19 protein-coding genes and 5 pseudogenes are annotated in these 22,015 nt (G+C 34.8%); 16 read left to right on the forward strand and 8 right to left on the reverse strand.

The genetic code is table 11. The annotated features are described in order from the left end of the window. Positions 1 to 23 precede the first annotated feature (23 nt). The 3 genes from hisD to ACSVDH_RS01645 all read left to right on the forward strand — a co-directional run bounded on the left by hisD (position 24) and on the right by ACSVDH_RS01645 (position 4,199). Complete coding sequence (hisD, locus tag ACSVDH_RS01635) at positions 24 to 1,277, forward strand: histidinol dehydrogenase (protein ID WP_439253312.1); 1,254 nt, start codon at positions 24 to 26, stop codon at positions 1,275 to 1,277. 442 nt (positions 1,278 to 1,719) lie between these two features. Next, positions 1,720 to 2,955, forward strand: coding sequence for an MFS transporter (locus tag ACSVDH_RS01640; RefSeq protein WP_439253313.1), 1,236 nt, complete (start codon positions 1,720 to 1,722; stop codon positions 2,953 to 2,955). A 209-nt stretch (positions 2,956 to 3,164) separates the two neighbouring features. Then, entirely contained in the window at positions 3,165 to 4,199 is a 1,035-nt protein-coding gene (locus ACSVDH_RS01645) for a LacI family DNA-binding transcriptional regulator (protein ID WP_439253314.1), read from the forward strand. Positions 4,200 to 4,335: 136 nt separating this feature from the next. On the opposite strand, the pseudogene ACSVDH_RS01650 reads toward ACSVDH_RS01645, so the two are convergent. Beyond that, a pseudogene (locus tag ACSVDH_RS01650) lies at positions 4,336 to 4,541 on the reverse strand (aldo/keto reductase); the annotation flags it as partial. 380 nt (positions 4,542 to 4,921) lie between these two features. On the opposite strand from ACSVDH_RS01650, the pseudogene ACSVDH_RS01655 reads away from it, so the two are divergent. The 3 genes and pseudogenes from ACSVDH_RS01655 to ACSVDH_RS01665 all read left to right on the forward strand — a co-directional run bounded on the left by ACSVDH_RS01655 (position 4,922) and on the right by ACSVDH_RS01665 (position 6,579). Further along, a pseudogene (locus ACSVDH_RS01655) lies at positions 4,922 to 5,386 on the forward strand (TetR/AcrR family transcriptional regulator). An 81-nt stretch (positions 5,387 to 5,467) separates the two neighbouring features. Beyond that, positions 5,468 to 5,803, forward strand: a pseudogene (locus tag ACSVDH_RS01660) (aldo/keto reductase); the annotation flags it as partial. A gap of 230 nt (positions 5,804 to 6,033) precedes the next feature. Then, positions 6,034 to 6,579 (forward strand): DUF1697 domain-containing protein, encoded by a 546-nt coding sequence (locus ACSVDH_RS01665; RefSeq protein ID WP_439253315.1) that lies wholly within the window; start codon positions 6,034 to 6,036, stop codon positions 6,577 to 6,579. A 299-nt stretch (positions 6,580 to 6,878) separates the two neighbouring features. On the opposite strand, the gene ACSVDH_RS01670 is transcribed toward ACSVDH_RS01665, so the two are convergent. Further along, a complete protein-coding gene (locus tag ACSVDH_RS01670; RefSeq protein WP_439253316.1) occupies positions 6,879 to 7,133 on the reverse strand; it encodes a tyrosine-type recombinase/integrase in 255 nt (84 codons plus the stop codon). 323 nt (positions 7,134 to 7,456) lie between these two features. Between ACSVDH_RS01670 and ACSVDH_RS01675 the strand changes: the two genes are divergently transcribed. The 7 genes and pseudogenes from ACSVDH_RS01675 to alsE all read left to right on the forward strand — a co-directional run bounded on the left by ACSVDH_RS01675 (position 7,457) and on the right by alsE (position 12,149). Next, complete coding sequence (locus ACSVDH_RS01675; protein ID WP_439253317.1) at positions 7,457 to 8,953, forward strand: BglG family transcription antiterminator; 1,497 nt, start codon at positions 7,457 to 7,459, stop codon at positions 8,951 to 8,953. Beyond that, a complete protein-coding gene (locus ACSVDH_RS01680; protein WP_439253318.1) occupies positions 8,943 to 9,380 on the forward strand; it encodes a PTS sugar transporter subunit IIA in 438 nt (145 codons plus the stop codon). The genes ACSVDH_RS01675 and ACSVDH_RS01680 overlap by 11 nt, the downstream gene beginning before the upstream one ends. A gap of 11 nt (positions 9,381 to 9,391) precedes the next feature. Further along, the gene (locus ACSVDH_RS01685; protein ID WP_299095630.1) at positions 9,392 to 9,709 is read left to right on the forward strand and encodes a PTS fructose transporter subunit IIB; all 318 of its coding nucleotides are present in this window, start codon (positions 9,392 to 9,394) and stop codon (positions 9,707 to 9,709) included. Positions 9,710 to 9,730: 21 nt separating this feature from the next. Then, entirely contained in the window at positions 9,731 to 10,183 is a 453-nt protein-coding gene (locus ACSVDH_RS01690; protein WP_439253320.1) for a PTS sugar transporter subunit IIA, read from the forward strand. A gap of 30 nt (positions 10,184 to 10,213) precedes the next feature. Then, a complete protein-coding gene (locus ACSVDH_RS01695; RefSeq protein ID WP_439253321.1) occupies positions 10,214 to 11,305 on the forward strand; it encodes a PTS fructose transporter subunit IIC in 1,092 nt (363 codons plus the stop codon). Between the two features lie 64 nt (positions 11,306 to 11,369). Beyond that, positions 11,370 to 11,447, forward strand: a pseudogene (locus ACSVDH_RS01700) (fructose-6-phosphate aldolase); the annotation flags it as partial. Between the two features lie 12 nt (positions 11,448 to 11,459). Then, entirely contained in the window at positions 11,460 to 12,149 is a 690-nt protein-coding gene (gene alsE / locus ACSVDH_RS01705) for a D-allulose 6-phosphate 3-epimerase (RefSeq protein WP_299094243.1), read from the forward strand. Positions 12,150 to 12,369: 220 nt separating this feature from the next. Here the strand turns inward: alsE and ACSVDH_RS01710 are convergent, their stop codons facing one another. Next, on the reverse strand, positions 12,370 to 13,761 hold the full coding sequence (locus ACSVDH_RS01710; RefSeq protein WP_439253323.1) for an aminotransferase-like domain-containing protein: 1,392 nt from the start codon (positions 13,759 to 13,761) through the stop codon (positions 12,370 to 12,372). 258 nt (positions 13,762 to 14,019) lie between these two features. Between ACSVDH_RS01710 and azlC the strand changes: the two genes are divergently transcribed. Next, positions 14,020 to 14,733 (forward strand): azaleucine resistance protein AzlC, encoded by a 714-nt coding sequence (gene azlC / locus ACSVDH_RS01715; protein WP_299094245.1) that lies wholly within the window; start codon positions 14,020 to 14,022, stop codon positions 14,731 to 14,733. Then, entirely contained in the window at positions 14,730 to 15,062 is a 333-nt protein-coding gene (locus ACSVDH_RS01720; RefSeq protein WP_439253325.1) for a branched-chain amino acid transport AzlD family protein, read from the forward strand. Before azlC ends, ACSVDH_RS01720 begins: the two co-directional genes overlap by 4 nt. Positions 15,063 to 15,227: 165 nt before the next feature. On the opposite strand, the gene ACSVDH_RS01725 is transcribed toward ACSVDH_RS01720, so the two are convergent. Both ACSVDH_RS01725 and ACSVDH_RS01730 read right to left on the reverse strand, forming a co-directional pair. Continuing rightward, entirely contained in the window at positions 15,228 to 17,816 is a 2,589-nt protein-coding gene (locus ACSVDH_RS01725; protein WP_439253327.1) for a heavy metal translocating P-type ATPase, read from the reverse strand. Between the two features lie 12 nt (positions 17,817 to 17,828). Further along, positions 17,829 to 18,149, reverse strand: coding sequence for an ArsR/SmtB family transcription factor (locus ACSVDH_RS01730; RefSeq protein ID WP_439253328.1), 321 nt, complete (start codon positions 18,147 to 18,149; stop codon positions 17,829 to 17,831). A 395-nt stretch (positions 18,150 to 18,544) separates the two neighbouring features. Here ACSVDH_RS01730 and tnpA point away from each other — a divergent pair. Beyond that, positions 18,545 to 18,796 (forward strand): annotated as a pseudogene (tnpA, locus tag ACSVDH_RS01735) (IS200/IS605 family transposase); the annotation flags it as partial. Positions 18,797 to 18,848: 52 nt separating this feature from the next. Here the strand turns inward: tnpA and ACSVDH_RS01740 are convergent. From ACSVDH_RS01740 to ACSVDH_RS01750, 3 genes are all read right to left on the reverse strand, one after another. After that, positions 18,849 to 20,030, reverse strand: coding sequence for a DUF4317 domain-containing protein (locus ACSVDH_RS01740; RefSeq protein WP_439253329.1), 1,182 nt, complete (start codon positions 20,028 to 20,030; stop codon positions 18,849 to 18,851). A gap of 508 nt (positions 20,031 to 20,538) precedes the next feature. After that, positions 20,539 to 20,931, reverse strand: coding sequence for a hypothetical protein (locus ACSVDH_RS01745; RefSeq protein WP_439253330.1), 393 nt, complete (start codon positions 20,929 to 20,931; stop codon positions 20,539 to 20,541). 177 nt (positions 20,932 to 21,108) lie between these two features. After that, on the reverse strand, positions 21,109 to 21,948 hold the full coding sequence (locus ACSVDH_RS01750) for an AraC family transcriptional regulator (protein ID WP_439253331.1): 840 nt from the start codon (positions 21,946 to 21,948) through the stop codon (positions 21,109 to 21,111). Positions 21,949 to 22,015: the final 67 nt, after the last annotated feature.

Here is a 22,015-nt window from a genome sequence, read left to right on the forward strand (position 1 = left end):
TAAAAATAATAGGAGGAAATAATATGGAATATATAAAAGAAGCAGAAGTATTAGAACAGACAATTTCAAATGAGGTAGAACAAACTGTAAAGTCAATTATCGCTAATATTAGAGCAGATGGAGATGCAGCAGTACAGGAATACGAAAAAAAATTCGGCAATTCTGATCGTCCTGTACGAGTGAGTGAAGAAGAAATTGAAGATTGTATGAAAAACTTGCCTGAAGAGGTAAAAGTGCTGATCGATCGAGTTGTAGATCGAGTATCAGCGTTTGCACAAGCGCAGTTGGAGTGTCTAACCCCGTTTGAAAAAGAGTTTGGAGAAGGAATTCGTATGGGACACAGAATCGTTCCAATTGAACGGGTTGGAGCTTATGTACCTGGAGGAAGGTTTCCATTGTTGTCATCAGGACCAATGGTTGTGGCTCCAGCTAAAGTGGCAGGGGCAAAGCAAATTGTTGCCTGCAGCCCAGCTAATTATAAAGGCGGTATTCATCCGGCAGTTTTATATGGATTAATTCGTTCTGGTGCCACAGACATTTTTGCAATTGGCGGCGCGCAAGCAATTGCAGCAATGGCATATGGTACTGAATCTGTTCCTGAGGTAGATGTGATATCAGGGCCAGGGAATCGCTTTGTAGCAGAAGCAAAACGTCAAGTATTTGGAAAAGTTGGTATTGACCTTATTGCTGGGCCAAGTGAAGTCATGGTCTTTGCGGATGACACTGCATCACCAAGGAAAATAGCCGCTGATTTACTTGCTCAAGCAGAACATGATCCATTCGCACGAGCCATTCTTGCTACAACATCCCGCAAGATTGCCGAGGAAACGATACAAGAAGTAGAAAGTTTATTAGAAACTTTTTCACCGTCTTCACCTGCACACGAATCTTGGAAAAATTGGGGAGAAGTCATTTATACCGAATCGTTACAAGAAGGACTGGATATTTGCAACGATTATGCAATTGAACATCTTCATTTACATGTTAAAAATAGCAGAGAGTTACTTGATAAACTCTACAATTATGGTTCATTATTCATTAATGAAGACAGTTCTGTTGTCTTTTCTGACAAGGTTTCAGGAACGAATCATACGCTCCCAACACAAAAGGCTGCAAGGTATACGGGAGGATTGTGGGTCGGCAGTTATGTAAAAGTCTTAACCCATCAGGAGATTACAGGTAAAGGTGTTCAATTTTTAGCATCGCATGCTGAAGACCAGTCGGAAATAGAAGGACTGGAAGGTCATAAACTATCTGCAACGGTTAGATTAAACTAAAGGATTAAACTGTTTTTTATATAACCTTTTTTGAATGCGGATTCAGTAAAAGTAGTTGCATAAAATAGTTGGTGTTTCACATGTGTTTAAAACACCGTTATGTTAAAAAATATTGGTTTTTGCTATTTGTTATTGGTTTTATTTTCAGCAATAGAAAATAAAACCAAAAACAGCAATGAAATCGCTGCTTTTAGTTGTAAATAAGAATTAGTCAAGGTATATCTCATAACCAATGTAATGTAAGTGGGAAACTACAAGACATACATGAAGAAAAAGGAACATTTGGGTTACCAATCATAGGAGCTAGTAGTAAATGATGGCAACCCCTTTTATAACGAAAAAAATCATTTAGAATTAAAATGAGAGTGTTTTCATCTAGTAAACGTCCAAACATCGTCTTAGTAACTGTTAAAGTTGGGGCGAAAATGTAAGGGGTGGTTATGTGAGCCAAACTTCTAATCGAAAAGAGATTATATTATTTTTTATCATTAGCTTGTTGTTCTTTGTCACAATTACTGCATTTGATCCATTTATCTCCTCTTATGCTAAAGATCTTGGGTTTGATTCAGTTGTAATTGGCAGCATCATTGGAATTTCAGGAATTGTTGCCTTGTTTACTCGACTTCCATTGGGTGTATTTTCAGATATGTTGCATAAACGAAGATTGTTTATCCAATTTGGGTTGCTAATTACTATTGTCATGTGGACGTTAGCCTTTCTGTTACCGACTGCAACAACATTGTATCTTGGGAAAATTTCAGACGGGCTAACTGGTTCAACATGGGTTATTTATAATGTCATGTTTGCCTCCTATTTTGGTGTTAGAGAAGCTGCCAAAGCTGTCGCCATATTATCTGTTGCATCGCCATTTGGATCAATTCTTGGTACAACAATTGGTGGATTAATAGCCAATAGTTATGGTTATCGCTATAGCTTTTTAGTAGCTGTATTCGCAGCTCTTATTGCATTTGTTTTAACATTTTTTACTAAAGATCTGAGTATTAAAGATGCAAAAGTAAAATACGACAAGAAAATACTTGTGGAGCAAATGACAGATAAAAAAATATGGACTATTTCTATATTAGCAACAATTTCAATGATGGTTATAATTGGGACAAGGGATACATTTACTCCTCTAGTTGCAGCAGATTTGGGCGCAAATCCATTAACGATCGGTATGTTAGCAAATACACACCTGATCTTATATGGTATAGCAGCCGCATTATGTGGAAGTCTTTTTTACAAAAAAATTGGAATGGTGAATACAGCAATTTTGGGAGCACTTTTACAAGGGATTATTGTCATCTTGATTCCGTATGCTGAAGGTTTAACGATCCTTTTTCTTTTGCAAGCAATAGCAGGTTTCGGATTCGGTTTAAACTTTACAGTTATCACCTCCTTGGCTGTTGAAAATATTTCTGAGATTAAACAATCAACGAGAATAGGATTGTTCCAAAGTATATATTCTGCTGGAATGTTCTTTGGACCAGTCTTGATCGGAATTGTAATTAAGGCATTTTCAATGACTACAGGTTTCCTAATGATCGGAGTTTTATCAATTATGTCTGCTATACTTATTAAAATGTCTGTTAAACCTCTAAAAGAAGATTTTCCTAATGATGCAAGCTATTATAAAGAAATGCTAACAAAAAGGAAAATGTTGAAAGTTAATAAATAGAATGAGGGGAAAAGAACTACCATAGCAACTCACAGGGTAGTTTTTTTCATTTCTACTTGTTAAATGTCTTAAAAAAGGAAGATACACCTTTATTTTTTTCTAAAAGTATATCTTTGGGAGCATTTCTAAATTTTGCAGTTTTTCTAATAGACTGGTATATTATTTATTGAATTCGCATTCATATATAAAATATTACAGTGAGGTTAGATATGAAAAAGAGAACAAATGCAAATGCATATGATGTAGCAAAAAAAGCAGGTGTATCTCAATCAACCGTGTCAAGGGTGCTTAATAATTATCCACATATAAAGGAAACCACCAGAAGAAAAGTACTTCAAGCTATAGAAGAGTTGAATTTTACACGCGATGAAATTGCCAGAAGTCTTGCAGAGAAAAAAACAAGAACGATCGGTTTGATAATTGGGGATATTACGAATCCATTTTATGCTGAATCGTCTAAAATCATTATGAAAAAGGCAAATGAACTAGCATATGACATTATTATTGGATATACCGATTATAGGGATACAAATTTGGATAAAGCAATACAGACAATGATTGGAAAGCGTGTAGATGGCATTTTAATTGCTACCACAGAACGTACTAATAAAAAAATACCTGAACTATATCGTTCTGGTTTTCCCACAGTTTTATATAATGCCTTGATTGACGATCAGGAGCAATCAAATTTTGTTGTTGTGGATAATGAAAAGGGTGCATATATGGCAATGGAACATCTAATTCAACTCGGACATACAAAAATTTCTTATATTTCTGGTCCACAATCCTTTTTAAATTTATCCAATCGACATACTGGTTATAAAAAGGCACTGAGCGACTATAAAATCCCTTATGATGAAAGTAATATTTATCAAGAAAACCTTAATCTCTCCGATATTGTTTCTTTTGTTGAGAAGCTTCTTGATAAGAGGAATCGTCCAACAGCTATTTTTGCTGGCTCTGATCAGATTGCTCTAACTGTTATGGATACGATTTTAAAGAGAGGTTTGAAAGTACCAGAGGATATTTCTGTTATTGGTTTTGACGATATTTCATTGTCATCCAACCACCTAATTAATTTGTCCACCGTTTCTCAGAACATGGTTGAAATGGCTACCTTAGCTCTTAATAAACTTTTAATGATGATTGAAGAACAGATTGACGAACAACGCATTCAACTAACAATCGATCCAATATTAAAGATACGGAAAACAACAGGTCCTATAAAAATTAAAAACGAGTAAAAACAAAATAATGAAAAAAGATACTAAAACGCTTTATAAGATCTATAGATGAAAGGTAAATAGAGGCTGAAGGCAAAATAGATAAGATATTTACCACTTTTCCCATTTTGACATCAGCCCCAAAATTTGAAGATCATTTTCCTAGAATTTTTTCACTTGTTCCAAGCGAATATACATTCGCTGTATCAAAAAAATTAATACCTAATTCCAGAACCTTTTTATAATCGAGAGCTTTCCTCATTAAGTACCCATGGGTAAGCCCAACTCATCACCGAATCCCATGCATCCTAGACAAAGCCTAGATACATCCAAATCAGTATTGCCTAGTTTTGTATATTTCATCCTTAATACCCCTTCTTTCTAAGGGATTATATGTTGTTCCTAAAAAAGCTCAAGCAAGATTCTTTTAAAAAAAGGAATTTTTTAAAACGATGTTATTCAGCCTATTACTCTCCTCCTTCTTGAAACAAAGACTAGTTTTTTAGCTATCAAATTTAACGTTACCTTGCCATTTCGCGAAGTCAGGGTCTCTGTGTGAAAAGGACACGCTTCCTCTTTCGTATCTAACGTAGTAATGGTCTCCATATCTTTAATTTAAATCAAAGCCAAAGATACTTTAAGTAGCATGTTGTTTTGTAGTTTTGGAACTATACACATAGCCTCTCAATAAAATAGATACTAAACCTTTTATTGAACTGATGTCTAAAAAGAATTTTGATTAGATTACAATACAGGATATTGCTGATAGGGCAAATGTAAATCGGAGAACCATCTATCTTCATTACATGGATAAATTTGATCTGCTTGATAAACTAATTGAAGAACATATTAACGAACTGCGGGAAATGTGTGAATCAGTATCTGAAACGGATAAATTAGATGGAAGTTTGAACTGGTTCGAATACTTTGAAAGGAATTATTCATTTTTTTCGGCGATGATAGCCAGTAAAGGAGCTCCTTTCTTCTCTAGCCGATTTCTTGAGTTTGTCATCGAGGATATAAAGAATGGATGGAATATAACATAAGGAAAGTATCGTGGTTTAAATGAAGAGGTTATTCTTCAATTTTTTGGAACGGCTTACGTTAGGGCAGTGGAATGGTGGTTTAAAAATGAAATGCCTTGCCCCCCTCAAGTCATGAAGGAACAAGCGGGAATATTGCTAGATTCCATTGAAAAACTACCTTAATTTAGCGAAGAAGGAAAAGAGACTCCCTAAATGGTGCTTAACTATGGGCTCTACTTTACAATAGGTTATTTATTGTACCTTATGAAAGAGAACAAAGTTCAGATCATGTCCTGGGGTCCGTTTGCTGAAGGAAGAAACAATATGTTCCAAAATAAAGTATTAGTATCAATAGCCAAAAAGTATAATAAATCCGTTGCCCAGGTGATTTTACGTTGGTTGACACAAAGGGAAATCGTTGTGATTGCAAAGTCAGTTCATAAAGAGAGAATTATTGAAAACTTTAATATCTTTGAATTTGAATTAAGTCAAGAAGATATGTAGACGATTGCTACATTAGATACGAAAAAGAGCGTATTCTTTTCACATAGAGACCCCGAATTTGTAAGATGGCTCGGTCATGTTAAATTTGATATTTAATGTTTTTCAACATCTAAAAATCCGTTTTTCCATTTAGGAGATTCGTTTTTTCCATTTTGAAGGCATTATCGATAAAAAGGAAAAACAATGATGAGAAAAGATTTCAGGAGCGAATTCTTTCCTTACGTTAAATAGGGTGGAAAATCATCCTATAAATGCAGGTGAGTATGACAAAGATAGTCAATAAGAATATAATGGATTTATATGGAAAATTTGAAAGGAGGATGGTTATGGTTTATATCGCTCTTCTTCGGGGAATTAATGTGGGTGGAAAAAATAAAATTGACATGAAGTTCCTTAAACAAACGTTTGAACAAGTCGGGATGAATGATGTGGTGACATACATCAATACAGGGAATATTATTTTTTCATACAAAGGCCTAACAAAAACTGAACTATCACATATTTTGGAAGAAGCGATACATAATGATTTCGGATTAAAAATTAAAGTAGTAGTTCGTAGTGTCGATGATGTCAGAGGAATCATTCATGCTATTCCTGACACATGGAAAAATGACAAAGACATGACAAGTGATGTCCTGTTTTTATGGGATGAAATTGATGATGAATCTGTACTTGAGAATCTGGTCATTAAACCAGATATAGACACGGTTAAATATGTCCCCGGTGCGATCCTATGGTCGGTTGAAAAGAAAAATATAACCAAAAGTGGGAAGTCAAGGATCGTTGGATCAAAGATATACAAAAGAGTTACGGTAAGAAATGTCAACACCGCTCGTAAGATATATGAACTGATGCAAGCTCAAAGCAGTTAGTTGGACTATACATTTATTCAATAATGCCTTTGCTGCTGAATGTCTTAAAAGAGACTGGTGGTGCGATCCAGCAGATTACCCACCTCAAACATGTGATTTTTTAAAAAATCACACAAAAATCACAAAAATCACATTTGGATATGAAGATTTACGAAAGTAACCCCTTTTTTACTATATATAATTTCGTTAGAAAATCTCAGGTATGAAAGTTTGTGAAAATGTGAGGAAATTAAGTAAAAGATGGGCGGCACGATGTAATAAGCCCCCCAGCCCCTTAAGCTCTAAGTTTCTGTTAGTCCTTAAAACTTAAAATTTAACATTTGTTTAACGGAGACCTCTAATAAGTTCACTGAACTTGTTGGCGGTCTCTTTTTCTTTCCTTTTGTTACATGGAGATACACATTCACAGTTGTTTCCTTTTTGGTATGACCTAAGCAGTCCATAATTTCTATTAAATCAAATCCAAGTTCGGCCAATATAGATGTATGACTGTGGCGGAGTGAGTGAGGCTGCAGTTCATGATTTAAATCAGTCATTATTAAAATGCGGGTCATTCTGTTTTCAAATTTCTTTGGATAAGTTGGATAGCCAGCGTATTTCTTTTGATTCCTCGGGATATTTTAATAGATGATGATTTGTTTTTTTAGCTATCGTTTTAGCCGTGATTTTCCTATCTGATATAAATGTTAAGTTAATTATGGCTCTTACGCACTTTTAGAGAGGCAAGAAAACTGTTTCTTGCCTCTATTAACGTTTTAATAGATGTAACCTTAGAAAAAACTTATAGAATGTCAAAAAAAGTGACCGTTGCAACGGTCATTTTCTAGCGAACCGTTTATTATATTATCAGTTAATATAATATCAGGGAGGCAAGGAGATGAGCTCAAAAAGTAACCATGAACAAGATCTGTTACTCTTTCTTTCGAAAAATCAAGGTTATGTTACTTCGAAGGATCTCCTAGAAGTACTAAATGTTTCTCAAAAAACAGTATATCGTTTAATAAATAAAATTAACAATGAGTACGAGGACGAGGACGGCCCTTTAATTATATCTGAAAGAGGGAGAGGGTATAAACTAGATTACGAAAAATTTATTAATTATCAAAAAAGCAATTTTAAATACAAAGAAATACAATTTTCTCCTAACGAGAGACGTAAACGAATTATGGAAGAATTATTGTTGTCTTCGCCTAAACCTATAAATGTTTACCACTTATTTAGTCGCTATTATGTAGGAGACTCCGTTACTTTTAATGACGAACAAATAATGAGCGAAGAGCTTAAGAAGTACAATTTAGTTCTAGAGCGAAAAAACAGAACACTAGCCATACTAGGGGAAGAAGCTAATATTCGGAAGGCCATTAAAGATATTATTGAAATCTTTAATATGATTGATATTGATGATTTAAAAAGGAATCAACAACTTAATTTCAATCAGTACGATGTTTTGTTTATACTGGATCAATTAAGAAAGATCGAAGAAGATTTAGATATAACGATTCCCTATCCATATAATGTAAACATTTTCTCGCATTTATATATACTACTAAGTCGCTCAAGAAAAGTTCCTACCAGACTGTTTACTGATAAGATTTCTAATGAAGAAATGGAAAACATGAAAAGAGATATTTTGTATCCGGTTGCGAAAGTTATTGTCCATAATATTGAAAAATATTTGAACAGTTCTTTGCCAGATATTGAGATTTATTTTCTTTATCAGTATTTAGTGTCATCAAGAATGCAGGGATCTCTTGCTAAAACTTCCACTTTTTCATCAGAAGTTATCCAAGTAACGAAAGCATATATTGAAGGAATGAGTACTAGCTTAGGAATTGATATAGACAGTCAGTCTATTTTTATTGATTTAGCCAACCATATTAAACCGATGCTTAATCGATTAGAGCATAAAATTCGAATTAAAAACAGCTTGTTAAGTCAGATTAAGGTAACGTATGAAGAAGTATTTTTGGGCGTAACAAACGTATCTGAATTGGTAAGTAAAAAATTCAACTTACCAGCCATTAATGACGATGAGAATGGGTTTATCACCCTCTATTTTGCAAAAGCTATTGAAACGGGCCAACATCAACGCCCAATAAAAACACTAATCATGTGTACGACAGGAATTGGAACTTCAGAACTTTTAAAAGCAAAAGTTTCAAAGAAATTTCCCGAGTTAGAAATTGTTGATGTAGTAGCATCACGAAATACACAAATGATAAAAGAGAAATACTCAGATGCTGAATTGATCCTGAGTACTGTTCATATTAAGGAAGAAGTACCCATTCCTTATTTATTAGTGAGTGCGATGTTTACAATTGATGACCAGAAGAGACTTCAGGGGAAGATAGAGGAAATTTATCATGGAGATTAATTCAATCTATCAAGTTTATTTTAATTGTGAGTTAAAAACAAAAGAAGAAGTACACTCTTTTATTTCTGAAATCGTATGTCAGGATAATCCTTCGCAAAAAGAGGAAGTCATCAAACAATTAAATGAAAGAGAAAAAGTAGGCAGCACATTAATCGCTGAACATGTGATGTTGCCTCATATCGAAAGCAATCAAATAAAGAAGAGTCAAATTCTATTTATCCGTTTAGCAAATCCAATCCGATCATGGGATTGCCAGACAAAGGATATTTGTTTATTGATTGTTATTTTATTAAAGGAAAATGAAAGCGTTCAAATGAAAAAGAAAATATCCTTATTCACCCGAGCTTTAGCAGATGAAGAGTATATAAACCGATTATTGAATAGTCGTGAAAAAGAAAATTTTATTAAAGAAATTTTAAAAAATTAGGAGGAATAATGATGAAAATAGTAGGAGTTGCAGCATGTACAGTTGGGATCGCGCACACATATATCGCACAGGAGAAATTAGAGAATGCCGGAAAGAAAGCAGGCCATGAAATTCATATTGAAACACAAGGAACGATTGGAACAGAGAATGAACTGACTCAAAAACAGATCGATGAAGCAGACATCGTTATCTTAGCTGCAGATGTTAAAATCGCTGGAAGAGAACGTTTTGAAGGGAAGAGAATCATCCAAGTTACGACAGAAATAGCTGTTAAATCACCAAATAAATTAATTGAAAAAGCGGCAGAGGTTGTAAGTCAAAAGAAATAATTTAGCAAGGAGAGGAAAATGATGGAAGTCAAAGATATTGTAGATTTAAACACAATCAAAACCAACATGAGTGCTAAAAGTAAAGAAGAAGCCATTCAAGAATTAGCAGAAGTGTTGCTGCAAAATGAATACATTACAGATATTAAAGCGTTTTTAAAAGATATTTATGCCAGGGAAGCAGTGGGACAAACTGGAATCGGAAATTATATTGCGATTCCACATGGTAATAGTCATTCTGTAAAAAAAATAGGAGTAGCGATTGGGATTACGCAGGAAGAAATCCCATGGGAGACACTCGACGGGAAAGGTGTAAAGGGAATCATTCTTTTTGCTGTTGGAAAAGAAAATGATGGAGCACAACAACATCTAAAATTATTATCACTATTTGCAAGGAAATTAGGGAACGATGAAGTCGTTGAGAAAATACTACAGTCGAAAGATGCTGCAGATGTGAAAAATGCTTTATGTAATTAAAAGAGTTGTAGAGTAATAGGGGGGGTAAAAATGAATAGAATAAAAAAATTAAATCTTAAAGGTCATTTATTGACGGCAATTTCATATTTGATTCCAATTGTTTGTGGAGCAGGTTTTTTAATCGCAATTGGTATGGGTTTTGGAGGTGCTAGTCAAGGTACATTAGTACAAGGTGAGTTTTCCATATGGGATGCTTTAGCAACAATGGGCGGTGCTGGTTTAGGTTTACTACCTGTCGTTATTGCTACAGGGATTTCTTATTCAATTGCAGGAAAACCAGGGATCGCTCCAGGTTTTATTATTGGTTTAACTGCTAATGCAATTGGTGCTGGATTCATTGGTGGGATTTTAGGAGGATTTTTATCGGGCTATCTTGCCGTAGCTATTATTAAACATCTTAAAGTTCCTAACTGGGCTAGGGGATTAATGCCAACTTTAATTGTTCCATTTTTCACCTCCATTATTGGCGGGCTCATCATGGTTTACATTATTGGTATCCCTATCGCTGCTTTTACATCATTATTAACAAATGCATTAAATAGTTTAGGGACTTCTTCATTGTTAGTATTTGGTGGAGTTGTAGGCTTATTGAGTGGAGTTGACTTTGGTGGCCCAATTAACAAGACTGTATTTGCCTTCGTATTGACAATGCAGGCAGAAGGAATTAATGGACCCATTACAGCCTTACAATTAGTAAATACAGCAACACCAATTGGATTTGGGTTAGCTTACTTTATTGCAAAAATGTTTAGGAAAAATATCTATACACGATCAGAAATTGAGACTTTGAAATCGGCAGTTCCAATGGGTGTTATTAATATTGTTGAAGGTGTCATTCCGATTGTTATGAATGATATTGTTCGTTGTGTAACGGCAGTAGCTATTGGTGGAGCGGCTGGTGGAGCAACAACGATGGTGTTAGGAGCAGATGCAACTGTACCATTTGGCGGCGTATTGATGTTACCTACTATGTCGCAGCCATGGACAGGAGCTGTAGCCATTTTAGTGAATGTTCTTGTAACAGGGTTGGCCTTGGCTTTGATTAAGAAAAATGTGAAAGAAGACGAGCAAGTAGAAATTGAAGAAGAGGATATTGATTTAGATGATATTCAAATTTTTTAATAAAAATGTTAGTGCATTAAATAAGGTTTATTAAGAGACAGCAAATGTTGAAAGTGTTAAACGTATAGATACTTTAGGGCTAGTGGATGGGGTGAAGATAAACCCTACCATTATTTCTAAAGAAAATCGAGATTTTGTGGAGGATTTATAGAGTATGAAAAAAGTAGAATTTTCGCCATCATTGATGACAATGGACTTAGATAAGTTTAAAGAACAAATCACTTTTTTAAACAATCATGTAGATTCTTATCATATTGATATTATGGATGGGCATTATGTTCCCAATATTACATTATCCCCATGGTTTATCCAAGAAGTGCGAAAAATAAGTGATTTACCTCTGTCCGCCCATCTTATGGTAACGAATCCAAGTTTCTGGGTTCAACAATTAGTTGATATAAAGTGCGAATGGATTTGCATGCATGCAGAAGTACTTGATGGGTTGGCTTTTCGATTAATTGATCAAATACATGATGCTGGATTAAAAGCAGGGGTAGTATTAAATCCAGAAACGCCTATTGAAACGATTTTTCCTTATATTGAATTAGTAGATAAAATTACAATTATGACAGTGGATCCAGGGTTTGCTGGGCAACGTTTTATCGAAAGCACCCTAGATAAAATAGTAGCATTAAGAGGATTACGAGAAGAAAAAGGATACCAATATGTCATTGAAATGGATGGATCATCTAGTCGGAAAACATTTAAAAGAATTGATGCAGCCGGTCCTGATATTTATATCGTAGGTCGTAGCGGTTTATTTGGATTAGATGAAGATATCGAAAAATCATGGGAAATCATGTGTAAAGATTATGAGGACATGACTGGGAAAGTAATATCATAAAAATTTCACTTGAGTAGTGAAGTCGTCATGTGAAAAACTTATATCGATAGTAAAAACCACTTCCTATAAAAAATGGGAGTGGTTTTTATGTTGTTAACATTTGCGTATTAAGGATGACAGACGTTTCAAGAACAAGACTAAAAGCAAAAAGGCTTCCTTAGCGTTTTTTGGTTGTTTCCCTTTTTGAGAGCATCTTTTCGTTCTTTATCTGGTTTTTTAATCAATAGCCAAGATACTGTTTTACTATGTTTAATCCTATTTTTAACTCATCTAATGAGTTTGTAGAAGCAAGTGCAATACGCAAATATTTATCAGGGGTAGTCTGTCCGCTTAGAAAACGATCGGAATGAAAAACCCGAACACCTTGCCTTTTTAAATCCATTTCTAACTGTAATGAATCGATCATCCCTTGTATTGGAAGCCAACGATAAAAACTAAGAGGATGTCCAACATTCTTGCTTAAAGGGAAAAAATCTGAATAAATATCATTTGCAGATTGTGCAAGCTGTTTCTTTTTAGAAACAATTTCATGAGCCTTCCCTGATAAGATAAGCTCAGTGATCACCTCTGCATCAAAAGAAGAGGTTTTTACATTGATATTAAAAATAGCCTGCAAAATTTTCTCGCGTAATGCATCCCCATAGACCATATAGGCAACTCTTAATCCAGAACATATTGATTTAGAGGTGCCACAAATATAAACGCTCTGTTCTGGAAGTAAATTGAACATTGGCTGCTTGTAATCAGAGATCATACCTGCCGTCAGGAATGCATGTATATCATCCTCAATCAAAATTAAACGATGCTTACGAATAACCTCAGCTAATTCTTGCTTTCGAAAATCTGAAATCATAACTGTGGTTGGATTGTTACAAGAGGGCATAAGGAAAATGCCGTGAATATTTATTTGACAACACTGCTTTTCAAGTTCGTCCGGCAACATCCCATACTGATCTCCGAGAATGGGGACTAACTGAATATGGAACGTTTTTGCCAACTCAATAAAATTTGAATATGTGTATAAATCAGTTGCAATTCTATTACCAGGCTCAAACAAAGCAGCCATGGCAATAGCCAACGCATTTTGGGCACCAGAAACAATGGCTAAATGCTCTTGGTCTGTGTGAATCCCGAAAGATTCCATCCAGTTAAGAGCAGCTGTTTTTTGATGCGGAATACCAGTCGGATCATTGTAATTTAGCAGCTGTTCCAAATATCGTTTGTCCACAACCTTTTGAATGCTATCTTTTACAAGTGTATTGGTTTGCTCAAAAGATGCCGCAAATCCAAGTTCAATGAGGTTTGCCGTTTTATCCGTGGAAATGGTGATAGAACGGGCGGCATTTGGAGATACAAAGGTTCCACTTCCCGTAATCGCATAAATTAATCCCTTTACCTCACATATTTTGTAGGCACGGGTAATAGTAGTAAAATTTAAGTCTAGAAAATCCGCTAATTCTCTTTGCGGAGGTAACTTTGTTCTAGGGGCTAAAAATCCATTTATTATATCCTTTTCAAGTAATGAGGCAAGAGATTGATAAAAAGGACGTTTTAATGCTTTCTTGTCAGGTTTCCATGACATTGGATAATGATCAAATGAATTTACTGGCATACTTCACCTCAAATCTTGTATTCCATATAATCATGTCCCTTATTGTATGTATTCTAATCGAAAATTGTATGATTTGAAAGAATATATTTAATAGAGTCCGTGTTATTAAAGAAAAAAACACATCAATCAGCCCCATTTCAACATTGTGGGGGTATTTTATTAAAAAGAAATAATTGTAATCCATACAATTATATTGTTTATTGTATGGATTTTGTGTGTTAAAAATAATATAAAGTAAAACATCAGGATGTGAATCATATGAAAAACAAAAATCAAATATGGATTGCATTTCGTTCGGCCTTTCCATATACAATGCCGATTTTGGCAGGATTTGTCTTCTTGGGAATTGCTTATGGGATCTTTATGAATTCCTTAGGTTTTGGTGCAATTTACCCAATACTGATGAGTCTATTAATATTTGCAGGATCAATGGAGTTTGTGGCAGCCAATTTATTGCTTGTTGCTTTTAATCCGATAAACGCTCTATTTCTAACTTTAATGGTGAATGCACGGCATTTGTTTTACGGTATATCTATGCTGGATAAGTATAAGGGGGTTGGGAAGAAAAAGTTGTATCTGATATTTGGACTTTGCGATGAGTCTTTTTCCATCAACTGTACCGTTAATATTCCGCAAAATGTGGATAAGGGCTGGTTTATGTTCTTTGTGACACTGCTTAATCATTCCTATTGGGTCATTGGATCAGCAATTGGCGGGATTTTTGGCTCCCTTGTTAAGTTCAACACAGAAGGGCTTGATTTTGTTATGACTGCGCTCTTTGTTGTTATTTTTATTGAACAGTGGATGAAAGAGAAAAAGCATCATAGTGCTCTTGCAGGTCTTGGACTTTCTATTGTCAGTCTTATGATTTTTGGCGGAAACAATTTCATTATCCCTGCTATGATTGCAATTTTGGGGTTACTAACCTTATTAAGAAAGCCATTGGAGAAAGTTGAGGTTAGCGCCATATGACAATGAATATAACGCAGCAAATTATTACGATTGCTATGGTTGTATTAGGGACAATGCTTACAAGGTTTCTTCCATTCATGATTTTCCCATCAGGTAAACCTACACCGAATTATGTCCAGTATCTCGGTAAAGTACTGCCATCAGCGGTGATTGGACTTTTGGTCATTTATTGTTTTAAGGATGTGAGTTTACTATCTGGAAGTCATGGTATACCAGAATTTATTGCAGTGGCTGTAGTTGCAATGCTTCATTTTTGGAAGAAAAACATGCTTCTCTCTATAGCAGGGGGAACGATTGTCTACATGATTTTAGTGCAATTGGTTTTTTAATTACATTACAATGCCAATGTATGAATAAATCAAAGGGGAAGAGGTATTAATGAAGAAGAAAATTGATGAGCATCAATTTTATGAATAAAACGGTGATTTTAATAATGATGTGACAACAAGGAGGTAAGCCAATACGCTTGCTTACCTCCTTCCATTTATCAGTAACTATTCTTTATACTTTAATAACCTAATGGCATTTAAGATAACAATTAATGCTGCACCTGTATCACTTAATACAGCCATCCAAAGTGTAAGCCAGTTAGGGAAGATTAAAACTAGTGCAATGATTTTTATGATAATCGAAAACCAAATATTTTGTTTAATAATTGTTAATGCTTTTCTGCTTAATTTCATTGTATAAGGCAGTTTATCAAGATTATCAGCCATTAAAACAATATCTGCTGTCTCCATTGCAGTGTCTGTTCCAACACCACCCATAGCAATTCCTAAATCTGCTGTTGCCAGTGCAGGAGCATCATTAATACCGTCTCCAACCATTGCCACCTTATGACCTTCATTTTGCAATTTCTTTATGGAATCTACTTTATCCTCTGGCAATAACTCTGCGTAATAACGCTTAACATTTGCTTCTGAAGCAATCATTTTGGCTGTACCTTCATTATCTCCGGTCAACATGATAGTTTGACTAACTCCACTTTGCTTTAAGGCTTTTAAAGCTGATGCTGAATTTACCCGTATTGTATCCGAAACAGCAATAATGCCGTAAATTTGATTTTGTGTCCCGATTATAACTACTGTTTTACCCTTGTTCTGTAATTCTTGAACATGGTTTTTCACTTCCGCTAAAGAGGCATTCATTTCTTCGAATAGCTTAAGATTACCTGCGTAAAAAATATTTCCTTGAATTGTTGCTTGAACACCTTTTCCTATAATACTTTTAAATAACTCACCATTTTTAGGTTGAATTCCTTTTTCGTTAGCGTATCCAACAATTGATTTAGCAATAGGATGTGTTGAGTAATCTTCTAACGTTAATGCTATCGAAAGTAATTCTTCTTCTGTTCCATTTAATGGGGTGATTTCTGATACCTTTGGCTTTCCTTCAGTCAAAGTACCTGTTTTATCGAATGCTAAGGCAGTAATGGCACCTGCTGTTTCTAAGAACGTTCCACCTTTAATTAAAACACCATTTTTCGCAGCATTTCCTATGGCAGATACTATTGCAACAGGAGTCGAAATAACTAAAGCACAGGGACAAGCTACTACAAGTAGTTCTAGACCCTTATAAAACCACTCTCCCCAAGTACCAAACCCAATTAAGGGAGGCAGAATCATTAGTATTAAGGCTAAAATAAATACAATTGGTGTATAAATACTAGCAAATTTATCAACGAATGCTTCTGTTGGTGCTTTTTGTTCTTGTGCTTCTTCAACTAAGTGAATGATTTTGGATAATGTTGTATTTTGAACTAATTTCGTAACCCTTATCTCAAGCGAACCACTTTCATTTATTGTACCTGCATAAACTGTATCACCGATTTCCTTATCCACAGGTATGGATTCTCCAGTAATAGGTGCTTGATTGACGCTTGATTCTCCTTGAGTGATTTCACCGTCTAATGGTATTTTATCTCCTGCTTTAATAATGATGGTATCACCAACAGAAATTTCTTCAACTGGTCTCTTAATAATCCCCGAATCAACTTTTACCCAAGCTTCTTGAGGTGCTAAATCCATTAGATTACGAATAGAATCCCTTGTTTTCTCAATGGACTTATTTTGTAATAAATTACCCAAGGCAAATAACCAAACAACGGTAGCTCCTTCAAGCCATTCCCCTATTAATGCAGCACCAATAGCTGCAGCAGACATTAAAACATTCATATCTAGTGAACGACTTTTGATAGCATAGTAAGCACTTTTTACAGGCTTATAACCACTTATCACCATTGTTATCGAATATAGTAAAGTGGACATAAAGGGAGAAATTCCAGTAAAAGAACCGATAAAGCCAAATGCAATTAACACACCCGAAACAATAATTAAGCCATTTTCGTTTTTACTTTTGTGAGACTGTATCGACTGTTTTTTTGAATGTAATGAAGCTTTATAACCGATTTTAGAAACTTCAGATATAATATCTTCAACACTATTGGAATGTTCGATTTTCATTTTTCCAGTAGAAAAATTAACACTAATGTTTTTAACTGATGGATGGGAACTAAGATGATTTTCAATGCTTTTAGCACAACTTCCACAGTCCATTCCTTCGATCGTGTATGTTTTTATATGTTTATTTTGTTTAAGCGGTTCAATTTCATAACCAAGGTTTTGAACGACCCTCTCTATTTGGTCTAATGAAGAAATATCCTTACCTACTACTTGAAGTTTGGCGGTATTGTAATTTACTTTTACATCTTGAATACCTGTTAATCCATTCAAGCCTTTTTCAATAGTTAAAGCACAAGAAGGACAATCCATTCCTTGGATTCGATATTCTGCCTTTTCTCCTATAGGAGATGGGATATTTTTCAGTGGTATTGTTTCAACTTCACTACTACAGCAGCTTGATTTATCCGTACTTGTATTATTTTCTTCACTTTTGCTTCTACAACAAGAGGATATCGTAGACTTATTATCTAATGGAACCATTGAAGATTTAGTACTACAACAACCTTCAGTTTCTTTAACATCTTTCCATTCCGTTTTTCCTACCTTCCTACTACAACAGCTTTTATGATCTTGAACAGGAATTTGTTCTTTTTCTTTTGAACTACAGCATTTGTCTGCCATTGACCTCAACTCCTAATCGATGTGACGTTCACAACAATCTATTTCATTTTGAACATCTTCAAGAACGGCATCAAACATTGCTAATAAATCCCGTATATTTTGATTTCGTAATCTGTAATAGCAGTATTTACCTTCATTTCTTCCCACAATAATTCCACACCCCTTTAAGCATGCAAGGTGTTGAGAGATATTTGATTGATTCCCATTGATTTCTTCAACAATTTGGGAAACAGTTTTTTCTTTCTCTTTAATACTTTCGAGAATTTGAATCCTTGTTTTATTAGAAAACCCATGAATCAGTTTAACTTTCATATCAATATCAGCATTTCTCATAAATTTCCTCCTTACATATTAGAAAGTACTAATATTTTTTGTTGTTATCATATTAGCAATTTCTAATATGTGTGTCAAAAAATAAAGGTTTTAGGAGTATAAATAGGATAAAAACATGCTCCTTTCAACAACATGGGGAACGATTGTCTACATGATAATGGTCCAATGGTTTTTGAAAATGTAGGTTCATAAAGTTCTTACATCGTTTTTTTTCTCCACATTGTAATAGGTAGAGCATACTAACAAGTTATGAAGCTTGTTTTATTATAGTCAAGAAACCCTAGGCTTGGCCTAGGGTTCCAAAAAGCTTACAGTGTGCTATTAAAAAAACTCCCCCGTGGTGCTAAAATATTTTTGGTTCGCCAACCAACATATCAGCATACGGAGGAGTTCTTATGTCTAATAAAGATACTAATAGTTTAGCACACATAACTTGGAATTGTAAGGATCACATCGTATTTGCCCCAAAGTAAAGAAGAAAAGTCATATATGGAAAAATCAAAAAAGATATCGGAGAAATACTCCGAACCTTATGTGAAAGAAAAGGTATTGAGATAAATGAAGCAACAGCATGTAAAGATTACGTACATATGTTAGTAAGTATTCCGCCAAAGATAAGCGTTTCTTCATTTGTAGGATATTTAAAAGATATTTATATAACGTTAATCGAAACATTAAAGTAGGTAAAAATTTCTTAAATTATTCCTCTCTGTTCACACCAAAGGCTTCTGGAATCATCGTAAAACCTTCGATGACAGTATCTTCTTCCACTTCAATCATTAGGTAACGTTTACCGCTTAATTGAACTTGTTTAACGTACCTTAAATCCTGTGGACTAATCGAAATGTTTGCTATTTTCGTGTTAATTTTAATCGATTTTGACGTGAATTTTGGTAAGACGCTGCTTGCTTTTATTTCATATTTGTCATCATCAATTATTTTTTGGAAGGCTGATTCTATCTTTTCTGTACTTATCTCTTCAAGGCCGCTCACCTTTAAAACACGTTCAACGTCCTTGGAGTCTAATGTTGGTTGTTCCTCCTCTTCATTTTCTTCGATAATACGATTAATTTCTTCATACACATTGGAGAGAGTAGATGTATTTAATTGATCTCCTGTTACATCTTTAATAATTTCCTCAAAAACGATTTTATCATCTTTGGCGGTCATCGTTTCTTCGCCATTTAACACTTCCTCTATAAATTGATGATCAGGCTCATGCACCTTACCTGATGAATAGAGAATGTGGTTAACATCTGCTGCATTGTCCGTAAAACAAGGAAATAGAAACCCCGCGATTGGAGCATTGAGGTTAATGATAGGGTCAACAACAAAATTATACTTGAACTCTTTCTCAACATAGTCAAAAAGCAGTTCTTTTTTTGGCTCTTGTGTATTATTAATACTACATAAAATATAGGGATGGGAGTAAACAGTATCTCGTTCACTTTCCTCAGCCTCGTCATTTTTGCGTTTCGTTGGCTTTAAATACTCTCCGCGAATGAATGTGACAACAATATCCATCTCATATTGTCGGTCTTTAAGCATTTTACCTACAATTTGAAGCATTTGCTCTTTCCAGCCTTCCACATCACTGCTAAGTAATCCCTGATGCAAAATAAGCTGGCTGCTACCTGCAACATCGCGTTGAAACTTTAATTCAAAAAGCTTCTCATCCAATTGGCCGGCAAGTAATTTTTTGAAGTTATTCATAAATAATTCTTGTTGATCCTGGTCAAGCATTTCAAAAGGCTGGCTTTGGTGATGATAAATCTCACTAGATTCTTTCATAATATAGACATTAAAAATGTCAGTGATTTTGAGTAAATCATTATTTATTTTGAATTGTTTTCGAATTTGTGCAATATCTTTTTTGTTCATGATTTATTACACTCCTAAACTACTTGGATGGCATTTTTACGAGACTAATAATGTATTTCTTTAACTTTTAGTCATTCCTTTATTTTAACATAATTGTTTTACAGGTATTAAGTAACTTAAGTGTATCGGGAATATGTAACATGTTCATAAAATAAAAAGTTGACAAGGCAATAAGCCGCGTTATGAGAGATTAGAGAAAGATATTATTCTTTCTTTTGTTAGGTGTAAATAAACCTGGGGTGTCGTTTTTTCAATGTTTAAGAAAGCATAAAATTTTGTACTTAGTTTTAGTGTCTAGCTCCAGGCGCCATCGGCTCTAGGGTCTAGTCAAATAGGAATTGAACGTAAAAAACACCTTCTATTTCTATTCGCCTTATGCTTGTCGCCGAATGCTAAGCGCCTTGCGCTTTTCTTATCCTTATGAAGTGATTTTAATTTAAAGGATATTAGCGAAAAGCTAATATCCTTTATAACAAAAGAAGTTTTAATTCCTTAGTTTATTTATCTTTTAAAACCAGCGAAATTTACCTTTGCCATGTTTCTGACCATGATTTTGACCACGGTTTCTGCCCTGATTTTGCTGGCCTAAATTCTCTTCCTGATTTCCTAAGATCCCCTGATTTCCCTGATTCTGATCCTGCTCCTGATCTTGGTCCTGTTCCTGATCTGAATCTGCTTTGGCTTTTACTCTTGCACGCGAGTCACTATCTACTTTAATGTTAAGATCCAATTTCGAATTACCGCTTTTTATGATTTTTGCATTATTAACGTTTTTATCCTTTACGTCAATATCATTATCGTTATCTAATTCATTATCTAAATCATTCTCGACATTTGTCTTGCTATCTGCTTTTGCTTTCGCATTTTCATTTTCTGAGTTGTTTTTTTTCAAAAAAAACATCCTGTTCACCCCCTTGCTTTTTACTATCACTATATTCAAGAGAGCAATTGATAGAATGGACAATATTCATAGTCAACGACACATTTTGCCTTAAATGATAATAGTCATCATAACAACAGTTATCTTCCAATCGTTTATAGACTTGTAAATTGTTCAATGGGCTACGAGCTTTTCTTGTTAAAATATTCCATTCAGGCGGCGGTACTTTTCAGGAGGAATCCCGACCATTTTTCTGAAAGTCGCGACAAAATGGCTTGTGGAACGAAAGCCTACTTGCAGAGCAATTTCGCCGATCGTTACGGAATTGTTTTCTAAAAGGAGTTTTTTAGCTTGCTGGATTCGTAAATTGACAAAATAGGCATAGGGAGTTATATGAAAATTTTTTTGAAACAATGAATTCAAATGGCGCTTTGATGTATGGATAAAGAGAGCCATTTCATCAAGACCGATATCTGGATTGGAAAGTTGGGATTTCATCCAGTCAATAAGTGAATATAACGTCACTAAGTGATTGGTTTCTTTAAAGCTGCTTTTATTGGTTTTCCCATACTTTTTTAAAAGCAGAAGAAATTCATAGACATTAGAGGAGGCACTTATACTAAAGCTATCTGTTGCCTCGCCATTTTGTTTTAACACGTTCGTAATGAAGGTGGAAATCGGTGCTTCCTGTTCCCAGTGAAAAACAGCCGATTGATAGAGACCAAGTGTAATTAACATCTCTTTTACCATCAGCCCGCCAAATGTTAGATAGAGAGTTTTCCATGGAGTGGAATCACTTTGTTCATTTTTATATGAATGTGCCATGTTCGGCAGGAGGAGGACTCCGTTATTGGCCGTGAGGTTGATCTGTTTATTTTGAAACATGATAGAACCTTGTCCGCTCACAGTTTGAATCCAATGGTAATAAGGATAACCAGTTGGGCGTGTGATATTTTCTTGGGCAGGATTGAAACCGATTGTTTCAGCTAAAAGCGGCAGTTTGCTTTCATTTAACGGGATAAGAAAATGCTTTTTCATTGATTCGCTTCCTTCCAGGAATCTTCATTCAAAGAGTTCCTTTTTCTTATATCGGTTTCCATTATAT

Origin of the sequence: Metabacillus sp. Hm71, from assembly GCF_051842955.2 — a bacterium.
Taxonomy (GTDB): domain Bacteria; phylum Bacillota; class Bacilli; order Bacillales; family Bacillaceae; genus Metabacillus.